Origin of the sequence: Citrobacter sp. CtB7.12, assembly GCF_001297795.1 — a bacterium.
In the GTDB taxonomy this organism is placed as follows: Bacteria; Pseudomonadota; Gammaproteobacteria; order Enterobacterales; family Enterobacteriaceae; genus Citrobacter_A; species Citrobacter_A amalonaticus.
The window spans coordinates 95,633-116,185 of the sequence record NZ_LIFT01000002.1; the positions used below are offsets into that span (position 1 = coordinate 95,633).

Sequence of the window (20,553 nt, forward strand, 5' to 3'; positions counted from 1 at the left end):
GATAAAATCCGCCCCCCTTACGGGGCCATATCGAACCCGAAGGAAGAATATGAACATTATTGAAGCTAACGTTGCTACTCCGGACGCTCGCGTCGCCATCACCATTGCGCGTTTCAACAACTTTATCAATGACAGCCTGCTGGAAGGTGCGATTGACGCCCTGAAACGTATTGGTCAGGTCAAAGATGAAAACATTACCGTCGTTTGGGTTCCAGGTGCCTACGAACTGCCGCTGGCAGCAGGCGCGCTGGCGAAAACCGGTAAATATGACGCGGTGATTGCACTGGGTACGGTTATTCGTGGCGGCACAGCTCACTTCGAATATGTCGCTGGCGGTGCAAGCAACGGCCTGGCGCATGTCGCTCAGGACAGCGAAATTCCGGTCGCCTTTGGCGTCCTGACCACCGAAAGCATTGAACAAGCTATCGAACGTGCTGGCACCAAAGCTGGCAACAAGGGCGCGGAAGCTGCACTGACCGCGCTTGAAATGATTAATGTATTGAAAGCCATCAAGGCCTGATTTTTGTAAGGGGAAATCCGTGAAACCTGCTGCTCGTCGCCGCGCTCGTGAGTGTGCCGTTCAGGCGCTCTACTCCTGGCAGTTGTCCCAGAACGACATCGCTGATGTTGAATACCAGTTCCTGGCAGAACAGGACGTGAAAGATGTTGACGTCATGTACTTCCGTGAACTGCTGTCCGGGGTGGCGACTAACAGCGCGTACCTGGATGGCCTGATGAAGCCTTACCTGTCTCGTCTGCTGGAAGAGCTGGGTCAGGTGGAAAAAGCCGTACTGCGTATTGCGCTGTTCGAGCTGTCTAAACGCAGTGATGTGCCATATAAAGTGGCCATCAACGAAGCGATTGAACTGGCAAAAACGTTCGGCGCGGAAGACAGCCACAAGTTCGTCAATGGCGTTCTGGATAAAGCAGCGCCTGCGATTCGCCCCAACAAAAAGTAATCTCCAGGCCGTCAGTGAAGTGGAAGCGATTCCTCTCCCCTGGCGGCTTTTTCTTTTTTTCTGCTGAGGCATAACGTATGGCATGCGGCGAATTTTCCCTGATTGCCCGTTATTTTGACCGTGTCAGAAGCTCTCGTCTTGACGTCGAAACCGGTATTGGCGACGACTGTGCACTTCTGAACATCCCTGATAAACAGACGCTGGCAATCAGCACCGATACGCTGGTGGCGGGCAACCACTTCCTGAACGACATTGATCCAGCCGATCTGGCGTACAAAGCGCTGGCGGTGAACTTAAGCGATCTGGCGGCAATGGGGGCCGATCCGGCGTGGCTGACGCTGGCAATCACCCTGCCTGAGGTGGACGAACGCTGGCTGGAAACCTTCAGCGACAGTCTGTTTGATCTCCTGAATTACTACGATATGCAACTGATTGGCGGCGACACCACGCGGGGGCCGCTGTCGATGACATTGGGTATCCACGGCTTTGTTCCTGCCGGGCGCGCACTGAAACGCTCTGGGGCGAAACCGGGTGACTGGATTTACGTGACCGGCACGCCGGGTGATAGCGCCGCAGGTCTGGCGATTTTGCAGAACCGTTTGCAGGTTGCCGATGAGGGTGACCGCGAATATCTGCTCAAACGTCACCTGCGTCCGACGCCGCGTATTTTGCAGGGCCAGGCGCTGCGCGATCTGGCCAGTTCAGCGATTGATCTCTCTGACGGACTGATTTCCGATCTTGGGCATATTGTTAAAGCCAGCGCCTGTGGCGCGCGCGTCGATCTCGATGCGCTGCCGTGGTCAGGCGCGATGACGCGTCACGTCGAGCCCGAACAGGCGCTGCGCTGGGCGTTGTCCGGTGGTGAAGACTATGAGTTATGCTTTACGGTACCTGAACTGAACCGCGGCGCGCTGGAGGTGGCTATGGGACAGCTTGGCGTTGCCTTTACCTGCATTGGGCAGATGAGCGCGGATGTGGAAGGGATTCATTTCATGCGTGACGGAACGTCTGTCACTTTTGACTGGAAAGGATATGACCATTTTGCCACGCCATAAAGATGTCGCCAAAAGCCGCCTGAATCTGCTTAACCCGTGGCATTTACTGGCGACCGGGTTTGGTAGCGGCCTCAGTCCGATTGTTCCAGGTACGATGGGATCGCTGGCGGCGATTCCCTTCTGGTATCTGATGACATTTCTGCCGTGGCAACTCTATTCACTGGTGGTGATGCTGGGCATCTGTATCGGCGTCTATCTTTGCCATCAGACGGCAAAAGACATGGGCGTGCACGATCATGGCAGTATCGTCTGGGATGAATTCATCGGAATGTGGATCACGCTGATGGCGCTGCCGACCCTCGACTGGCGGTGGGTCGCCGCCGGGTTTGTGATTTTCCGTATTCTGGATATGTGGAAGCCGTGGCCGATCCGTTGGTTCGATCGCAATGTACATGGCGGGATGGGGATCATGGTGGACGATATTGTCGCCGGAGTGATTTCCGCGGGGATCCTCTATTTCATCGGACATCACTGGCCGATCGGGATTATTTGACGGGTGATGTCGGTGCCGGATGACGGCGTTAACGCCTTATCCGGCCAGGGATCGTGTGCCTGAGCCCGATAAGCGAATCGCCATCGGGCAATGTGAGGCTATTTAAATCCGGCGATCGGATGCGGTTTATACGGTGTTTCCAGCTCGGCGATGTGCTCGGGTTTCAGCGTGAGATCCACGGCGTTCAACAACTCATCAAGCTGTTCTTCCCGCGATGAGCCGATAATCGGCGCGGCAATCCCTGGTTTGCTTAACAGCCACGCCAGCGCCACCTGGGCACGCGTTGCGCCAAGCTCTTCGCTCACGCCGGCCAGCCGGGCGGCAATTTGCGCATCATTTTCGTCGCTTTCGCTATACAGCTTTTTCCCCACTTCGTCAGAAACCAGGCGCGCCGTGGTTTCTCCCCACGGACGCGTCAGACGCCCGCGGGCCAGCGGGCTCCACGGGATCACCGCCACACCTTCCTGATAGCACAGCGGCAGCATTTCGCGTTCTTCCTCGCGGTAGATGAGGTTGTAGTGGTCCTGCATACTGACAAACTGCGCCCAGCCGTGCTGTCTTTGCAGCGCCAGCGCCTGGGCAAACTGCGACGCATGCATTGATGACGCGCCGATATAACGCGCTTTGCCGGCCTTGACCACATCGTTTAACGCTTCCAGCGTCTCTTCAATCGGCGTGTTGTAATCCCAGCGGTGAATTTGCAGGATATCGACGTAGTCCATCCCCAGCCGTCTCAGACTGTCATCAATAGAACGCAGGATTTGCGCGCGGGATAATCCTTCCGGCAGGTCATCCACCCGATTAAACACTTTGGTGGCGACCACCACCTCATCACGACGGGCGAAATCGCGCAGTGCGCGACCGACAATCTCTTCACTGCTGCCGGCTGAATAGTTGTTCGAGGTATCGAAAAAGTTGATGCCGCCCTCAAGGGCGCGCTGGATGATAGGGCGACTGCTCTCTTCGGGAAGCGTCCAGGCGTGGTTTCCACGATTCGGCTCGCCGAACGTCATGCAGCCCAGACAAAGGCGGGAAACCCGGAGGTCCGTTTTTCCTAAGATGTTGTATTGCATTATTTCGCTCCTGTTATGCTCGTTATTCAGTAAGCATAGCAGGAGCGAAGTGGCGATTATGCCAACCAGGCCTTGATTTTCGCCTCAATGCCTGCGGCATCCAGACCCAACCCGGCACGGGCTTCATCCTGAGTTCCTTGCGGAATGAAGAAGTCCGGCAGGCCAATATTCAGGACAGGAACCGGTTTGCGGTGCGCCATCAGCACTTCGTTCACGCCGCTACCGGCCCCGCCCATAATGGCGTTTTCTTCCAGCGTCACCAGCACCTCATGACACGCCGCCATTTCAAGGATCAGGGCATCATCCAGCGGTTTCACAAAGCGCATGTCGACCAGTGTGGCGTTGAGGGATTCCGCGACTTTCGCCGCATCTGGCATCAGCGTACCGAAGTTGAGGATCGCCAGCTTTTCGCCGCGACGCTTCACCACGCCTTTTCCGATCGGTAGTTTTTCCAGCGGTGTCAGCTCAACGCCGACGGCATTTCCGCGTGGATAGCGCACCGCCGTTGGGCCATCGCTGTAGTGATAACCGGTAAACAGCATCTGGCGGCATTCATTCTCATTGCTCGGGGTCATGATGACCATGTCCGGGATGCAGCGCAGATAGGAGAGATCGAACGCCCCCTGGTGCGTTTGTCCGTCAGCCCCGACAATCCCCGCACGATCAATCGCAAACATGACCGGTAGCTTTTGGATCGCCACATCATGAATCACCTGATCGTATGCGCGTTGCAGGAACGTTGAGTAGATAGCGACAACCGGCTTGTAACCGCCAATCGCCAGTCCGGCAGCGAAGGTCACCGCGTGCTGCTCGGCAATCGCCACGTCAAAGTAGCGGTCCGGGAATTTACGCGAGAATTCGACCATGCCGGATCCTTCGCGCATGGCTGGGGTGATCGCCATCAGCTTACTGTCTTTGGCCGCCGTTTCGCACAACCAGTCGCCGAAGATTTTCGAATAGCTCGGCAGACCGCCGCTGCTTTTCGGCAGACAACCGCTGGACGGATCGAATTTCGGTACGGCGTGGAAAGTAATGGGGTCTTTTTCCGCCGGCTCATAACCCCGACCTTTCTTGGTCATGATATGCAGGAACTGCGGACCTTTCAGGTCGCGCATGTTTTTCAGCGTGGTGATAAGTCCCAGGACATCGTGACCGTCGACCGGGCCGATGTAGTTAAAGCCCAGTTCTTCAAACAGCGTGCCGGGCACGACCATGCCTTTGATATGTTCTTCGGTGCGTTTGAGCAGTTCTTTAATCGGCGGTACGCCAGAGAATACTTTTTTTCCGCCTTCGCGCAGGGAAGAGTAAAGTTTACCGGAGAGCAACTGCGCGAGGTGATTGTTCAGCGCGCCGACGTTCTCAGATATCGACATTTCGTTGTCGTTGAGGATGACCAGCATGTCGGGTTTGATATCGCCCGCATGGTTCATCGCCTCGAATGCCATCCCGGCGGTAATCGCCCCGTCGCCAATCACGCAGACGGTACGACGATCTTTACCCTCTTTTTCCGCAGCAACCGCCACACCGATGCCTGCGCTGATCGAGGTGGAGGAGTGACCCACGCTCAGGACGTCGTATTCACTTTCACCGCGCCACGGGAACGGGTGCAGGCCACCTTTCTGGCGGATAGTGCCAATTTTATCGCGACGACCGGTCAAAATCTTGTGCGGATAAGCCTGATGACCCACGTCCCAGATGAGCTGGTCAAACGGGGTGTTATAGACATAGTGTAGCGCCACAGTCAGCTCGACCGTGCCCAGCCCGGAGGCGAAGTGTCCGCTGGAACGGCTGACGCTGTCGAGTAAATAGCGGCGCAGTTCGTCGCAGAGTTTCGGCAGACTCTCTTTTGGTAGCAGTCGTAACTCCTGGGTGGAGTCGACCAGTGCCAGGGTAGGGTATTTGGCGATATCAAAACTCATCAGAGGCCTTTAAGTAAGACAGAGTGTTTATTTATTACGCTGGATTATGTAGTCCGCTAGCGCTTCCAGTGCCGAGGTATCGAGTGACTGTGCGGCCAGTTGGTTTAGCGACTGGCGAGCCTCTGCGATTAAATCCCGGGCTTTATTCCGGGCTTGCTCAAGGCCCAGAAGTGCAGGATAGGTACTTTTGCCAAGCTGCTGATCGGCGCCCTGACGTTTACCCAACGTTGCAGTATCGCCCACCACATCCAGAATGTCATCCTGAACCTGGAACGCCAGACCGATACTTTCTGCGTATTTGTCGAGTATTGGCAGTGCATTTCTGCCTTTTTCTCCGGCACTTAACGCCCCCAGGCGAACCGCGGCGCGAATCAACGCGCCCGTCTTATGACGATGGATTTTCTCCAGCGCCTCCAGCGGCACCTGTTTACCTTCGGCGTCGAGATCCAGCGCCTGACCACCGCACATTCCGGCGATGCCACTGGCGCTCGCCAGCTCGGAAATCATTGCGATTCGATCGCGGTCAGCAACTTCCGGCATCGGGGCGTCGCTGATAATCGAGAATGCCAGCGTTTGCAGGGCATCACCCGCCAGAATCGCATTGGCCTCGCCAAACTTGACGTGACAGGTCGGCAGGCCGCGACGCAGATCGTCATCGTCCATTGCGGGCAGATCGTCATGGATCAGCGAGTAAGCATGAATGCACTCAACGGCGGCTGCCGGGGCATCCAGCGTGTTCAGGCTGATACCAAACATCTGACCGGTGGCATACACCAGAAACGGACGCAGACGTTTACCGCCTAATAATGCGCCATACTGCATGGTTTCGACCACGGGAGTGTTCTGAAAGGGCAGTGGGGCAATAAAACGGCTCAGCGCCTGGTTGGCCTGCTCGACGCAGGCCTGAAGCTGCTGCGAAAAATCCATTTACTCGTTATCCGCTGTAAAAGGCGTAGGGGATGCGTCTTCATTGTCAGACAGCAGAATTTGCACACGCTGTTCAGCCTGTTGCAATTTCACCTGACCCTGACGTGCCAGCTGCACGCCACGTTCGAATTCGTTCAGCGCCTCTTCCAGCGGCAGATCGCCACTTTCCAGACGCGTTACAATTTGCTCCAGCTCGTTCAGCGACGTTTCAAAGCTGACCGGCGCCTCATTTTTCTTCGCCATAATAAATGTCGGACTCTCAGTATTTTCAGCCCTGATATGGTAACGGACTCAGAGCAATTATCAAATTTACCCACCCAACTTCAGGCTGCATGTACGTTGGCCGCATTCGCTCACTCCAGCCGCTTACGTGTTTAGCGCCAGGGGATATTCCCCTTTGCCGCCCGCCTGCAACTTGAATTATTGAGGGTATAACGCGCAATGTGCACAGGAATCGCGTGATAGTGGTATACTTCCGCGCCTGGATGCAGCCGCTTAACGGGGTTGCTGTACTATTTCTCCACGACAAGCCGTAACTGGCTTGCTAAAGAACCATTGCCGCCATGAAGTTTATCATTAAATTGTTCCCGGAAATCACCATCAAAAGCCAATCTGTGCGTTTGCGCTTTATAAAAATGCTGACCGGGAACATTCGTAACGTTTTAAAGCACTATGATGAGACCCTCGCCGTGGTCCGTCACTGGGATAACATCGAAGTTCGCGCGAAAGATGAAAACCAGCGTCTGGCGATCCGCGACGCGCTGACCCGTATCCCGGGGATTCACCACATTCTCGAAGTTGAAGACGTGCCGTTTACCGATATGCACGATATTTTCGAGAAGGCGCTGGTGCAGTACCGCGATCAACTGGAAGGCAAAACCTTCTGCGTGCGCGTTAAACGTCGCGGTAAACACGAGTTTAGCTCTATTGACGTGGAACGTTACGTAGGCGGCGGTTTAAATCAGCATATTGAATCGGCGCGCGTGAAGCTGACCAATCCAGACGTTACTGTGCATCTGGAAGTGGAAGATGATCGTCTGTTGCTGATCAAAGGCCGTTACGAAGGGATCGGCGGTTTCCCGATCGGGACCCAGGAAGACGTGCTGTCGCTGATCTCCGGCGGCTTCGACTCCGGCGTTTCCAGCTATATGCTGATGCGTCGTGGCTGCCGCGTTCACTACTGTTTCTTTAACCTCGGCGGCGCGGCCCATGAAATCGGCGTTCGTCAGGTGGCGCACTATCTGTGGAACCGCTTCGGCAGTTCGCATCGCGTGCGTTTTGTCGCCATCAACTTTGAACCGGTGGTCGGCGAGATCCTCGAGAAAGTGGATGACGGCCAGATGGGCGTGGTACTGAAACGTATGATGGTTCGTGCGGCGTCGAAAGTGGCGGAGCGCTATGGCGTGCAGGCACTGGTCACTGGCGAAGCGCTGGGACAGGTCTCCAGCCAGACGCTGACCAACCTGCGTCTGATCGATAACGTCTCCGATACGCTGATTCTGCGTCCGCTGATCTCTTACGATAAAGAGCACATCATCAATCTGGCGCGCCAGATTGGGACTGAAGATTTTGCCCGCACCATGCCGGAATACTGCGGCGTGATTTCAAAAAGCCCAACGGTGAAAGCCATCAAGGCGAAGATTGAAGCGGAAGAACAGAACTTTGACTTCAGCATCCTCGACAAAGTGGTCGAAGAAGCCAGTAATATCGATATTCGCGACATCGCGCAGCAGACCCAGCAGGACGTGGTGGAAGTTGAAACCGTCAGCGGTTTTGGCCCGAACGACGTGATTCTGGATATCCGCTCCATCGACGAGCAGGACGATAAGCCGCTGAAGGTAGAAGGTGTCGATGTGGTTTCACTGCCGTTCTACAAGCTGAGCACTCAATTCGGCGATCTCGACCAGAATAAAACCTGGCTGTTGTGGTGCGAGCGCGGCGTGATGAGTCGTCTGCAGGCGCTGTATCTGCGCGAACAGGGCTTTGAGAATGTGAAGGTGTATCGCCCGTAATCGCGATTTTCCCCGGCCATCCGCGCCGGGGGAATCTTACTCCTGCAGATGAAGCGCTTCGACGCTTCTCACTAATTGTCCGGCAATCTGCGGCATGTCGTCTGCACTGAAGAACCCCATCGTCACGGCAATCGCCACCAGCTCTCCCTTTTCATTCCGTAGCGGACAGGCAATCGACTGTGCGCCAGGGATCCCCTGTGTCGGATGGTGACGCACCGCGTAGCCCCGAGAGCGTATCTGCTCAATCAGTTGTGCCTGCGCCTGGTTTTGCGGCTGATAAGTGGAATAACTCATGAATACCTGACCCGCTGAACTGGCGTGAAGCGGAACGGGCGTGTTGGGTAGAAAATCGATATCTACATTACGGAAGCTGCGATTGTAGTGCTTCAGCACTAATCCGCCGTCCGTCTCAACCACCACGCCGGTAGAGTGGTTAAAGGTATCGCGAAACGCGATCAGCGCCGTATTGAGTTCACTCACCGGATCGCGTGCTGCTGTTGGATTCCCCGCCATCTGAAGAAGGGTTGACCCCAGGCAGTAAAGTCCTTTTTCGTTTTGCCCCAGCATACCGGTTCGACAGAGTGAGACCAGATACTTGTGTAAACGACTTTTCGACAGATTGCATCCCGTGGCGATATCGATGGCCCGTGTCTGGCCGTTTTGACTGGCAACAAACGCCAGAATATTGACGGCGATATCAACCGAATTGACCCCTTGCGATGTTTCAGCCATATGCGTTCTCTTTTTTGATTCTTCGCGAGTATACCATCGCGGCTGAAATCAGTACTGCCTTCGCAATTTAAAAAACGTACTACGCCTAAATGGTTAGATGTTGACCTGGGTCAGGTTAATCACTGGTGAACCTGGGTTAACTAATAATGAACTATTTTAGAGGCAAGAACATGGACGCATTGAGCAATATCCGCTTAAAAAGAAGAACCCTGTTAAAAGGGTTCGGTGTGGTGGGGTTATCTTCATTAGCACCGACGTTTCTGACGCTACGTCAGGCTAACGGTGCGCCTTTACCCCGATTTCGTCTTAAGCAATCGGAATACCAGGCGTTCCGCTCGACCTGTGCGATGGAATGTTTGCACTGCAACCTGACGGCGTACGTCTGGAAAGACCGGTTAATGAAAATTGAAGCGACGAAAGGCTTCAATGTGAAGTGCTGTTTACGGGGAATTAGCCGTACCAAATGGGTCTATCACCCATTACGGCTGACGCAGCCATTGTTGCGGACAGGAGAAAAAGGCGAGGGGAAATTTAAACCGATCACCTGGGACGCCGCGCTGGATCTCATTGAAAAGAACATCCGGGAGACCATTGCCACTGAGGGCAATAAAGGGTTACTGCTCACTGCCGCTTCCGGGAACATGGACTCCATCAAGAACGATATGGCCAAAGCCTTTTTCGATTATCTTGGTGGCAGTACCAAAACCGCGGGGTCGCTCTGTTGCGCGGCGGTCACTGCGGCGATGATGCCGATGGTTGGCCTGCGCTATGCCGATACCCGCGATACCATTGCAGACAGCCGCTACATTTTGTGTTGGGGGAATAACACGGCGGTCACCATGCATGCCTATTTTAAAAACTACTCACAGGCGCAGAGAAACGGCGCACGGTTGGTGGTGATCGATCCGCGATTTAACGAAACGGCGGCCAAAGCCGACGAATGGGTGCCGATCGTGCCGGGTACGGATATCGCCCTGGCATTAGGGATGATTAACATCATCATGCAGGAGAAACGCTATGACGCGGATTTCCTGCGCGCGCATACCGGTGCGGTTTATCTGGTGGATCCGCAGCAGCAACTGATGCGTGCCGACCCAAATGACGCGGACAGCTATCTGGTGTTTGATACCCAGAGTCAGACCCTGAAACGCCATGATGCGCCCGGCGTAATACCCGCATTGCTCAGCGAGGAATTACCTGCCAACAGTGAATTCACCACCGTGCTGGATAACGTCTGGGCGCAGGCAAAACCCTGGACAGCACAGAGAGTGGAGGTGGAGACTGACGTGCCCGCGCAGACGGTGCTCCGTCTGGCACGAGATTACGCTGCAACGCAACCGGCGATGATTGTTCAGAACATGTCGGGGGCACAGAGAACCGAGTTTGGGACTTACGTCGCTGCCAGCCAGTTCTATCTGGCGTTGATCACCGGCAATATCGGCAAAGCCGGGGCGGGGGTCTGCGATGCGGGTGGCGTCAGACAGATGGCAAAATTCTCGCCCATCGTTCCTCCGGCGCCAAATGCGGCCAAAATTCCCGCCATTCCTATTCCTAAAATTGGTGACTGGGTCGTTAATGAAAAACCGCATGCGATTAAGTTCTGGTGGAATATGACGCTGGGTGCGATGACCCAGTTACCCAACACCAACCAGGTCAGAGAGGCCTTTAAAAAGGTACCGTTTGTGGTAGTAGCCGACAATCTGATGAGTTCGTCTGCGCTGTACGCCGATCTGGTGCTCCCCGTCACGACCATTTTTGAGGATGTCAGCCTTATGGCGGGCGTGCGCAGTCACTATGTGCAACTGATGGAGAAGGCCGTGGAGCCGCCGGGAGAAGCCAAACCCGATTACTGGATTTTTGCCCGGCTGGCTGAACGCTTTGGTTTTGGCGAGGTTTTTAACCAGCCTATTGAGCACTATATCGACACCTGCCTGAAAGGCTCGGGCATTACCCGCGACATGCTGAAAAAGGGGCCGGTATGTCCCGTCGAAGATGACTGGATCCCGTTTAAAGACGGCCAGTTCCTCACCTCGACCGGCAAAGCGCATCTGTACATTGAGGAGTGGGCGAAGAAAGATTTCCTGCCGGTGGTGACCTGGAAGCAGGTGAAAGAATCGGTTAAAGGATCGCCTGAACTGGCTCAAACCTACCCGCTAATGGCGGTGCAGCGCAAACTGGCGCGCAGCGTGCACTCCAGCCACGGGATGAATGAGTGGATCCTGGAGGTTCAGCGTAACCGCCCGAATGTGATGATCCACCCGGAAGATGCCCGTCAGCGAAAGATTCAGTCCGGAGAGTGGGTCGTGGTGTTCAATCACCGCGGTCAGCATCGGGCGATTGCCGACGTGACCACCCATATCAAACGCGGAGTGGTGAGTCTGGATAACGGCTGGTGGGAGCAGCAGGGCGGAAGCAGTAGCCATGTGACTAACGATCAGGTGGAAGTGTTGGGCAATGGACACTGTTGCAACAGTACGCTCGTCGATGTGAGAAGGGAGGCTTAATTGCATGAAACAGTATGGATTTCTTATTGATATGCAAAATTGCTACGGTTGTAAAACCTGTAGCATGGCCTGCAAATCAGAAAACATGACGCCGATGGGCGTTCTCTGGCGTCGGGTTCGTGAACGCCATACGGATGAACCCAATACGCAAGCCTTCATCAGTATGTCGTGCAACCACTGCGATGACCCGCAATGCATGAAAGTCTGCCCGGCGGGGACGTACAGCAAACGCGCCGACGGCATTGTCGTGCAGGATCACGATCGCTGCATTGGCTGCCGGATGTGCATCATGGCCTGTCCGTGGAGTGCGCCGGTGTACGATCCCGCAGAAGGGAAAACCAGTAAGTGCAATCTGTGTGCTGAACGTCTCGATGAAGGATTGCAGCCGCGCTGCGTAGAATCCTGTCCGGCAGGCGTATTACGTTTTGGCGAGATCGCTGAGCTGCGTAAGGAGCATACGACGCCATGGACGGTGCTGGAAAAACGCTACAACCTGCCCGATCACACGATTAGCCAGCCTAATATTGTCATTATTCCACCGCGGGATTAAGGAGAACAACATGGAACAGTATGAATTGCCGTTGGTCTTCTTCACCGTCTTTGCTCAGTGGGGGGCTGGCGGGGTACTGGCGCTGACGCTATGCCAGGCTTTCAGCGCACAGAAATTCAGCGCAATGCAGTGTCGTACGCTGGCGCTTCGGTTCTGGATCATTACCGTGCTGGGGTCCTGTGCGTCGCTGGCGCATCTGGGAGCGCCTGAAGGTGCTTACCGATCTCTGACTGGACTGGGGAGCTCCTGGCTCAGCCGGGAAGTGGCCGCGTTTATTGTGCTCAATGGCGTGATGTTTTGCTGGCTACTGCTGTGCTGGTTCAGGCCTGCGCCGCGCGGAGTGACGCTGCTGGGCGGTGTGACGGCACTGGTGGGATTGGGCACTATTCTGGTGACGTCGCAGGTCTATTACCAGATGCCGTTACACCCGCTCTGGCACAACGCTGCGACGCCTGCCGCTTTCCTGGGAACGGCGTTGCTGACGGGGTTTATGAGTGTCGCCATTGCCAGAGCGTACTGGCACCTTTCACCTTCTACGGTCTGTAATGCGGGGATTGTGACTGGCATTGTACTGAGTGCAGGCGCACTGGGCCTTCGTTATCAGGTTCCGGGTGCCGATGCATCCAGCCCTCTGCTCTGGTGGCAGCTGTTCGCCAGCGTGTGCGTCGCGGTGTGGGGAATATCACGTCTGAACAGCGGGATGCGCAGTTGGCTATGGGTGGCACTCATCATCACGGGAGAACTGGCCGGTAGAATGCTGTTTTACAGCAATGTCATGAGTTCCGCGCCCTGGTTTTGAATGATTGGTCTCCAGGCCGGATGGCGACGCTAAAGCGTCTTATCCGGCCTGGAGACTGACATGTGTGGCGTCATCTTACTCGTAGTAATTATAAATGCCTGCCGCCATCACCAGTTGTGACGCCACTTCGTGGGCTTTCTCACGCCCAACCAGCAGGTCGATAATCTTTAAGCCAAAATCGATAGAGGTGCCCGGCGCCTGGCTGGTCAGTAATTTCACCCGCGGATCCCACACCACGCGTTTATCCTGCCATTGTTCTGCGGGTATTTTATCTTTCAGCGCCGGGAAACCGGTCATATTGCCGATGGGAAAAATGTCATGCGGAACGAGTACGGTAGCGGCTGCCGCGCAAATGGCGGCGACAATCCGTCCGGAACGGTGAAACTGTTTAACGGTTTCAACCAGCAGCGTGCTGTCGCGAAAACACTCGGCGCCCTTAATGCCGCCCGGCAGGACGATGATGTCGTAGTCGCCGTCGGCGACTTCAACCAGCGGCGCATCCGCCAGCAGTTTTACGCCGCGTGAACAGACAATGGTCAGACTGCCGTCGCTGGCGACGCTCGCGGTGGTGACGTTGATTCCACCCCGAACCAGCAGGTCGATAGTGGTAACCGCTTCGGTTTCTTCACTACCAGGGGCGAGGCATACCAGTGCCGATGCGCTCATACTCACTCTCCTTACGTTTTACTAACTCAAACAGGCGGCTGTTTTCCGGCACCGCAATCCCGTGGGCACGGGCGCGTTTCAACAGATAGCCGGTAATGTAGTCTATCTCGGTATGACGCATGGCCCGGATATCCTGCAGCATAGACGAGATGTTTTCTGCTGTGCTGTCAATAACTTGCTCGACATAATAGCGTAAATCGTCCACCGAGGTATGGTGACCTTCGCGCTCAATGACCGCCGCGACTTCCTGGCAGATCAGATTGACCTCTTCAGGATGGTTGCGCAGTTCGCCATTCGGGCAGTTCCACAGCGCGGTCAGGGGATTGATCACACAGTTCACCGCCAGCTTGCGCCACATCTCGGCGCGAATATTATTATGCCAGGCGACGTCAGGCAGCACACATTGCAGCAAATCGGCAAGATAGCTGAAATCGCCATCCTGCTCGCGCGCCGGACCGATACGCGTGGTGCCGTTCGCGACGTGGATAATGACGTTGCCATCGCGACGTGCAGCGTGGGTGGTCGTTCCCATCAGCAAGGGTTGGTGGATAGCGTGCAATTCTTCAATCGTTCCCATGCCGTTATGGATCAACAGAATGGGCGTCATTTCCGACAGCGTTGACGCCAGCGCTTTGACCGCGTCGGAGACCTGCCACGCTTTGAGCGTCACCAATAGCAAATCGCTGGTGGCTAAAAACTCCGGATCGTTTGCCGTCAGGGATTCGTTAAATATCGACCCGTCCGTCTCAATCACATTCACGCTGCAATAGGGCTGCGGAACGCGCAGCCAACCTTGTACTTCATGTCCCTGTTTGCACAGCGCCGAAAGCCATAACTGTCCTAAGGCTCCGCATCCCAGTACGGTAATTTTCATTCTTCCTCCTCACCCGCAACAGCACCAGGTGTTTGCTAACATAGTATAGCGCTGTCTGTTGAGTCACTTTGCAGGTATTATGCTTCGCATCAAAAATGAAGGGAGAGGAAAAGATGCCATCTTTCGATATTGTGTCTGAAGTTGATCTTCAGGAAGCTCGTAACGGCGTAGATAACGCCATTCGGGAAGTTGAGTCACGTTTTGATTTTCGCGGCGTTGAAGCGACCATTGAGCTCAATGATGCCAATAAAACCATCAAGGTGCTGAGCGAATCCGATTTCCAGGTCAACCAGTTGCTGGATATTCTGCGTGCCAAGTTGCTTAAGCGCGGCATTGAAGGGGCATCGCTTGATGTACCGGAAGAGTTCGTACACAGCGGGAAAACCTGGTTTGTCGAAGCGAAGCTGAAGCAGGGCATCGAGAGCGCCGTGCAGAAGAAGATCGTTAAGCTGATTAAAGACAGCAAGCTGAAGGTGCAGGCGCAGATTCAGGGCGAAGAGATTCGCGTGACCGGGAAATCCCGCGATGACCTCCAGTCCGTGATGGCGCTGGTGCGCGGCGGCGATTTGGGACAGCCGTTCCAGTTTAAAAACTTCCGCGATTAATCTTTAACGGTCCGGCTTTCCGGACCGTTTTCTTTTTTACGCCTGGCTGATGGCCTGTTCAACCTCAAAGCGGTTGGTCACTTTGCTGTCGATCTTCACATAGGCGGAATGTTCCTGCTGTGCAATCAACACTTCACTGACGCCTTCTGTTGCCAGTAAACGCTGCTTCAGCACGTCATCGGCTGCAATCTCCGGTGGAATGACCACCCGCAGGCTGCTGACATACGGCGGCTCTTTCATGGTGCTGGCGACGGCAAGCCAGACAACGGCTAAAAACGCTCCGGCAATGAAAACCGTCTGACCGTCAAACATCCCATCGACCCAACCGCCCAGTGACCCGCCCAGCGCGACGCCGAGGAACTGGCTGGTGGAATACACGCCCATCGCCGTGCCTTTATAGCCCGCCGGAGACTCTTTGCTGATGAGCGAAGGGAGGAGGGCTTCCATCAGATTGAAGGCGAGGAAGAACAATTGCACACCGATAATCAGTTCCCAGAAATGGCTGCCCGCGCCCCAGAGAACAATCTCGGCAATCACAATCAGCGCGACGCAAAACAGGAACACCCGTTTCATCCGCCGCTTCACTTCGGCGTAGATAATAAACGGGACGACCGAGCCAAACGAAATCAGCATCGTCACCAGATACACTTTCCAGTGTTCCGCTGCGGGTAGCCCGGCATCAGCCAACTGGCCGGGTAGAGCAACGAAGGTGGACATCAGCAGAATGTGCAGACACATGATGCCAAAGTTGAGTTTCAGCAGTTTCGGTTCCGCCAGCACTTTGCTGAAGCTGCCTTTCACCATTCCTGATTCGCGATTGAGCACGTGGTTGTCACTGTCTGGCACCACCCACAGCGTCAGGATGATCCCAAGCGTCGCCAGGACGGCGATCATCCAGAAGAGGGCGTTGAGACCCAGGGCGTGGGTGATGATTGGCCCAAGCACCATGGCGATCGCGAAGGTGATGCCAAAGCTTACGCCAATAAACGCCATCGCTTTCGTGCGGTTTTGCTCGCGGGTTAAATCTGACAGCAGCGCCATCACCGCGGCGGCAATCGCGCCCGAACCTTGTAACGCGCGGCCAAGAATAATGCCCCAGATGGAGTCTGACAGCGCGGCGATAATACTGCCGAGAATAAACACCGCTAACCCGCCGACAATCAGCGGCTTACGACCGATACGGTCGGAAAGCAGTCCGAAGGGGATCTGAAAAATAGCCTGCGCCAGACCATAGATGCCGATGGCGAGTCCAATCAAGGCTTCACTGGCGCCCTGTAGCGCCATACCGTATGTGGTCAGAACCGGCAGGACCATAAACATGCCAAGCATGCGCAGCGAAAATACGGTCCCTAAACCCCAGGTGGCGCGCAACTCACCCGGCGTCATTTTATAATCGTTCATTCCCACCTCTGTCTCAATTTCGCGCCTAGTGTAAAGCGCTAAGCAGGCGGGGTAAACATGAGGTTATTGAGTAAATATTACCGGAAGAGAGATTTGTGACAGAAATAGAAAAGGGTGCCGAAGCACCCTTTTAATACCGTTATCTGGCTTACCAGACGTAGGTCAGCAGATTGTGTGAATCCGGCACCATAAAGTCGACGGACATCATTACGGAGAGCGCGGTAATGGCGATGATGGAGAAACCGAACAGCTTGCGCGCCCAGACTCTGTCATCTTCCACTTTGTAACCGCGCAGCGCCATGCCTAACCACCAGACGCTCACCGCTGCCGCCACCACCAGATATTTATATCCGGCATAGCCGCCCAGAGAGAGCATCAGCGTCGCGATGGCAAATGCGATGATGTACAGCGTAATGTGGTTCTTGGCGACGGAAATGCCTTTCACCACCGGCAGAACCGGGATGTTAGCCGCCTGATAATCCTTAAAGCGGAAAATCGCGATGGCATAGGAGTGCGGCATCTGCCACAGGCTGAAAATCGCCAGCAGAATCAGCGCGCCGCTGTCGAACTCTCCGGTGACTGCGCAGTAGCCGATCACCGGCGGCGCCGCGCCGGAGAGAGAGCCGATCAGCGTCCCGTAGACCGAGTGGCGTTTCATATACAGGCTGTAAACGCCCACATAAACCACAAAGCCCATCACCCCCAGCCAGCAGGCCAGAGGGTTCGCGCCAAACCACAGCAGCATGAAGCCAGCAATACCCAGCAGGGTGGCGTACACCAGCGAGACTTTAGGAGAGATCAGGCCTCTTACCAGCACCCGATTCTTGGTCCTTTCCATCTTTCTGTCGATATCCCTGTCGATGTAGTTGTTAAATACACAACCCGACGCCACAACCAGTGACACTCCGACCAACGTGTAGATGAACAGGGGATAGTCGATGCTGCCCTTGGAGGCCAGCAGGAACCCCCCGATCACCGAGATCAGGTTGCCAAAGATGATGCCTGGTTTCGTTACTTGCAGGTATTGCTTAAACATCATAACCGCCGCTCTTAGTGCATCATCATATTGTAGTTGAGGTTCCACATGATCCAGATGGAACCGACAACCAGGATGGCGATGATCAGCACGGTAAAGACAAAAGCCGTCATGTTCCAGCCTTCATCAGATTTGGTGTTCATGTGCAGGAAGCACACCAGATGCACCAGAATCTGCACCACTGCCATTGCCAGGATAGTCCCCAGAATTACGGCCGGAGAGGCAGCACCTGTCATTACCATCCAGAACGGAATGACCGTCAGGATGACCGACAGGATAAATCCTGTCATGTAGGTTTTTACGCTGCCATGGGACGCGCCGCTGTTCACGTTAGAATGACTCATTACATCGCCCCCATCAGATAAACAACAGTGAACACACAGATCCACACCACGTCCAGGAAGTGCCAGAACAGGCTCAGGCACATGATGCGGGTGCGGTTGGTGCTGGTCAGGCCGCGACGGGCGATCTGTACCATCAGCACGGCCATCCAGATAAGACCGGACGTCACGTGCAGACCGTGGGTGCCGACCAGCGCGAAGAACGCAGAGAGGAAGCCGCTGCGATCCGGGCCCATACCGTTAACAATCAGATGATGGAATTCATAGATTTCCATCCCGATGAAGCCGGCACCAAACAAGAAGGTCAACGCCAGCCAGGAAACCACCTGGCTCTTGTTGTTCTTGTGCATGGCGATCGCCGCCATGCCATAGGTAATGGAGCTGAACAACAGCAAGAAAGTTTCAACCAGAACGAACGGCAGTTCGAAAATGTCCTTACCTGTCGGGCCACCTGCGGTGCCGTTCACCAGAACGGCATAGGTAGCAAACAGAATAGAGAACAGAATGCAGTCGCTCATCAGGTAGATCCAAAATCCGAAGATTTTGTTCTGGCCTGCATCGTGGTGCCCGTGTTCGTGCGCGTGGGCAGTCGCGTGCGCTAAAGTATCAGTTGCCATTTTTCAGCCCTGCCTTAGTAATCTCATCGAAATGCTGGTTTTCCAGTTTTTCGATTTCCGGGACCGGCACGTAGTAGTCCACATCTTCATCAAAGCTTTTCACAATCCAGCTGATGATCATGCCTGCGAAGCTTGCAATAGCCAGCCACCAGATATGCCAGATCATGGCGAAACCAAACAGCGTCGCGAAGGCGGTAATGACGATACCGGCACCGCTATTCTTCGGCATATGAATCTCTTCATAGTGCGCAGGCTGCTTGTACGCTTCACCTTTTTCTTTCATTTCCCAGAAGGCATCACGCTCATGAACGTGTGGCACAACGGCAAAGTTATAGAACGGAGGCGGAGAAGACGTTGCCCATTCCAGCGTACGGCCACCCCATGGGTCACCGGTCAGATCACGGTTCTGTTCGCGGTCGCGAATAGAAACATACATCTGAATGAACTGGCACAGGATACCGACCGCAATCAGCGCGGCGCCACAGGCAGCAACAACCAGCATCGGATGGAACTGAGGGTCAATCTGCTGGCTGAGACGACGAGTCATCCCCATAAAGCCCAGCACATACAGCGGCATGAAAGCAACGAAGAAGCCGATGATCCAGAACCAGAATGCGCGTTTACCCCAGGTTTCGTTCAGCGTGAAGCCAAACGCTTTTGGCCACCAGTAGGTCATACCCGCGAAGCAACCAAATACGACGCCGCCGATAATAACGTTATGGAAGTGCGCAATCAGGAACAGACTGTTGTGCAGTACAAAGTCCGCGCCCGGGACCGCCAGCAGTACGCCGGTCATCCCGCCGACTGAGAAGGTCACGATAAAGCCGATCGTCCACAGCATTGCTGAGTGGAATACGATACGGCCCTGATACATGGTGAACAGCCAGTTGAAGATCTTCACCCCGGTCGGGATGGCGATAATCATGGTGGTAATACCGAAGAAGGCGTTAACGTTCGCACCGGCACCCATGGTAAAGAAGTGGTGCAGCCAGACGATGAACGACAATACGGTAATACACACGGTTGCCCACACCAGCGAGGTGTAACCAAACAGACGTTTACGTGAGAAGGTCGCGGCGATTTCCGAGAACACCCCGAATACCGGCAGAATCAGAATGTACACTTCCGGATGGCCCCAGGCCCAAATCAGGTTGATGTACATCATCATGTTGCCGCCCATATCGTTGGTAAAGAAATGGGTGCCCAGATAACGATCCAGGGTAAGCAACGCGACGGTAACCGTCAGAATCGGGAAGGAGGCGATAATCAGGATGTTTGCGCATAGCGATGCCCAGGTAAAGACCGGCATCTTGAACATGGTCATGCCTGGCGCGCGCATCTTAATGATAGTCACAAAGAAGTTGATACCGGTCAGGGTTGTACCAATACCGGACAACTGGACTGCCCATATCCAATAGTCGACCCCGACGCTTGGACTGTACTCAATTCCCGAGAGCGGCGGGTACGCCAGCCAACCGGTCTGCGCGAATTCACCCACACCCAGAGACAGGTTAACCAGGATAACGCCGACAACGGTGAACCAGAAGCTCAGGTTGTTCAGGAATGGGAACGCAACGTCACGCGCACCAATCTGCAGTGGAACCACCAGGTTCATCAGACCGATAACAAATGGCATTGCCACGAAGAAGATCATGATCACGCCGTGAGCCGTGAATATCTGATCGTAGTGGTGAGGCGGCAGGAAGCCCGCTTCACCTGCAGACGCCAGCGCTTGCTGACTACGCATCATGATGGCGTCAGCAAAGCCACGAACCAACATGACGATAGCGACGATGACATACATGATGCCAAGGCGTTTGTGGTCAACCGAAGTTAGCCACTCTTTCCACAGGTAGGTCCACTTACCAAAGTAAGTAATCAGGCCAAGTAAAGCCGCACCACCGATGATAATTGCAGCGATCGTAACCATGACGATGGGTTCATGGAACGGAACTGCATCCAGTGTCAATTTTCCGAACATCGTATTCTT

21 protein-coding genes are annotated in these 20,553 nt (G+C 54.8%); 9 read left to right on the forward strand and 12 right to left on the reverse strand.

Annotated elements, in window-relative coordinates:
• Positions 1–49 precede the first annotated feature (49 nt).
• From ribE to pgpA, 4 genes are all read left to right on the forward strand, one after another.
• A complete protein-coding gene (gene ribE / locus AOY24_RS02095) occupies positions 50–520 on the forward strand; it encodes a 6,7-dimethyl-8-ribityllumazine synthase (protein WP_001021161.1) in 471 nt (156 codons plus the stop codon).
• 19 nt (positions 521–539) lie between these two features.
• Positions 540–959, forward strand: a complete 420-nt coding sequence (nusB, locus tag AOY24_RS02100; RefSeq protein WP_042285962.1) for a transcription antitermination factor NusB — start codon at positions 540–542, stop codon at positions 957–959.
• A 77-nt stretch (positions 960–1,036) separates the two neighbouring features.
• A complete protein-coding gene (gene thiL, locus AOY24_RS02105; protein WP_054176074.1) occupies positions 1,037–2,014 on the forward strand; it encodes a thiamine-phosphate kinase in 978 nt (325 codons plus the stop codon).
• Positions 1,992–2,507 (forward strand): phosphatidylglycerophosphatase A, encoded by a 516-nt coding sequence (gene pgpA / locus AOY24_RS02110; protein WP_043001597.1) that lies wholly within the window; start codon positions 1,992–1,994, stop codon positions 2,505–2,507. Before thiL ends, pgpA begins: the two co-directional genes overlap by 23 nt.
• 98 nt (positions 2,508–2,605) lie before the next feature.
• Here the strand turns inward: pgpA and AOY24_RS02115 are convergent, their stop codons facing one another.
• Genes AOY24_RS02115 through xseB form a run of 4 tightly spaced genes read right to left on the reverse strand, consistent with a single transcriptional unit; the run spans position 2,606 to position 6,669 of the window.
• Entirely contained in the window at positions 2,606–3,580 is a 975-nt protein-coding gene (locus AOY24_RS02115; RefSeq protein ID WP_054176075.1) for an aldo/keto reductase, read from the reverse strand.
• Positions 3,581–3,636: 56 nt separating this feature from the next.
• Entirely contained in the window at positions 3,637–5,499 is a 1,863-nt protein-coding gene (gene dxs, locus AOY24_RS02120; RefSeq protein WP_054176076.1) for a 1-deoxy-D-xylulose-5-phosphate synthase, read from the reverse strand.
• Positions 5,500–5,526: 27 nt separating this feature from the next.
• Entirely contained in the window at positions 5,527–6,426 is a 900-nt protein-coding gene (gene ispA / locus AOY24_RS02125; RefSeq protein ID WP_043001594.1) for a (2E,6E)-farnesyl diphosphate synthase, read from the reverse strand.
• Positions 6,427–6,669: an exodeoxyribonuclease VII small subunit gene (gene xseB, locus AOY24_RS02130; RefSeq protein ID WP_042324547.1), complete on the reverse strand. Its 243-nt coding sequence runs from the start codon at positions 6,667–6,669 to the stop codon at positions 6,427–6,429. It lies immediately after the preceding gene.
• 320 nt (positions 6,670–6,989) lie between these two features.
• Here xseB and thiI point away from each other — a divergent pair, with 320 nt between their 5' ends.
• A complete protein-coding gene (gene thiI / locus AOY24_RS02135) occupies positions 6,990–8,438 on the forward strand; it encodes a tRNA uracil 4-sulfurtransferase ThiI (RefSeq protein WP_043001593.1) in 1,449 nt (482 codons plus the stop codon).
• A gap of 36 nt (positions 8,439–8,474) precedes the next feature.
• On the opposite strand, the gene AOY24_RS02140 is transcribed toward thiI, so the two are convergent.
• The gene (locus AOY24_RS02140; protein WP_044267669.1) at positions 8,475–9,170 is read right to left on the reverse strand and encodes an IclR family transcriptional regulator; all 696 of its coding nucleotides are present in this window, start codon (positions 9,168–9,170) and stop codon (positions 8,475–8,477) included.
• Between the two features lie 170 nt (positions 9,171–9,340).
• Between AOY24_RS02140 and AOY24_RS02145 the strand changes: the two genes are divergently transcribed.
• Genes AOY24_RS02145 through AOY24_RS02155 form a run of 3 tightly spaced genes read left to right on the forward strand, consistent with a single transcriptional unit; the run spans position 9,341 to position 13,023 of the window.
• Positions 9,341–11,674 carry a molybdopterin-dependent oxidoreductase gene (locus tag AOY24_RS02145; protein WP_054176077.1) on the forward strand — a complete coding sequence of 778 codons (2,334 nt, stop codon included), beginning with the start codon at positions 9,341–9,343 and terminating at the stop codon, positions 11,672–11,674.
• 4 nt (positions 11,675–11,678) lie between these two features.
• Entirely contained in the window at positions 11,679–12,224 is a 546-nt protein-coding gene (locus AOY24_RS02150; protein WP_044258969.1) for a 4Fe-4S dicluster domain-containing protein, read from the forward strand.
• Between the two features lie 10 nt (positions 12,225–12,234).
• Positions 12,235–13,023, forward strand: a complete 789-nt coding sequence (locus tag AOY24_RS02155; RefSeq protein WP_054176078.1) for a DmsC/YnfH family molybdoenzyme membrane anchor subunit — start codon at positions 12,235–12,237, stop codon at positions 13,021–13,023.
• A 75-nt stretch (positions 13,024–13,098) separates the two neighbouring features.
• On the opposite strand, the gene yajL is transcribed toward AOY24_RS02155, so the two are convergent.
• Together yajL and panE are read right to left on the reverse strand one after the other, a co-directional pair.
• A complete protein-coding gene (gene yajL, locus AOY24_RS02160) occupies positions 13,099–13,689 on the reverse strand; it encodes a protein deglycase YajL (RefSeq protein ID WP_044327295.1) in 591 nt (196 codons plus the stop codon).
• On the reverse strand, positions 13,652–14,563 hold the full coding sequence (panE, locus tag AOY24_RS02165) for a 2-dehydropantoate 2-reductase (protein ID WP_044258965.1): 912 nt from the start codon (positions 14,561–14,563) through the stop codon (positions 13,652–13,654). Before panE ends, yajL begins: the two co-directional genes overlap by 38 nt.
• A 113-nt stretch (positions 14,564–14,676) precedes the next feature.
• On the opposite strand from panE, the gene AOY24_RS02170 reads away from it, so the two are divergent.
• On the forward strand, positions 14,677–15,168 hold the full coding sequence (locus tag AOY24_RS02170) for a YajQ family cyclic di-GMP-binding protein (protein ID WP_043001587.1): 492 nt from the start codon (positions 14,677–14,679) through the stop codon (positions 15,166–15,168).
• A gap of 36 nt (positions 15,169–15,204) precedes the next feature.
• Here the strand turns inward: AOY24_RS02170 and AOY24_RS02175 are convergent, their stop codons facing one another.
• From AOY24_RS02175 to cyoB, 5 genes are all read right to left on the reverse strand, one after another.
• Complete coding sequence (locus AOY24_RS02175) at positions 15,205–16,569, reverse strand: MFS transporter (protein ID WP_054176079.1); 1,365 nt, start codon at positions 16,567–16,569, stop codon at positions 15,205–15,207.
• A gap of 148 nt (positions 16,570–16,717) precedes the next feature.
• Entirely contained in the window at positions 16,718–17,608 is an 891-nt protein-coding gene (cyoE, locus tag AOY24_RS02180) for a heme o synthase (RefSeq protein WP_080343218.1), read from the reverse strand.
• A gap of 11 nt (positions 17,609–17,619) precedes the next feature.
• Complete coding sequence (locus AOY24_RS02185) at positions 17,620–17,949, reverse strand: cytochrome o ubiquinol oxidase subunit IV (protein WP_043001584.1); 330 nt, start codon at positions 17,947–17,949, stop codon at positions 17,620–17,622.
• The gene (locus tag AOY24_RS02190) at positions 17,949–18,563 is read right to left on the reverse strand and encodes a cytochrome o ubiquinol oxidase subunit III (RefSeq protein ID WP_043001583.1); all 615 of its coding nucleotides are present in this window, start codon (positions 18,561–18,563) and stop codon (positions 17,949–17,951) included. Before AOY24_RS02190 ends, AOY24_RS02185 begins: the two co-directional genes overlap by 1 nt.
• Positions 18,553–20,544: a cytochrome o ubiquinol oxidase subunit I gene (gene cyoB / locus AOY24_RS02195; RefSeq protein ID WP_043001582.1), complete on the reverse strand. Its 1,992-nt coding sequence runs from the start codon at positions 20,542–20,544 to the stop codon at positions 18,553–18,555. The genes AOY24_RS02190 and cyoB overlap by 11 nt, the downstream gene beginning before the upstream one ends.
• Positions 20,545–20,553 lie beyond the last annotated feature (9 nt).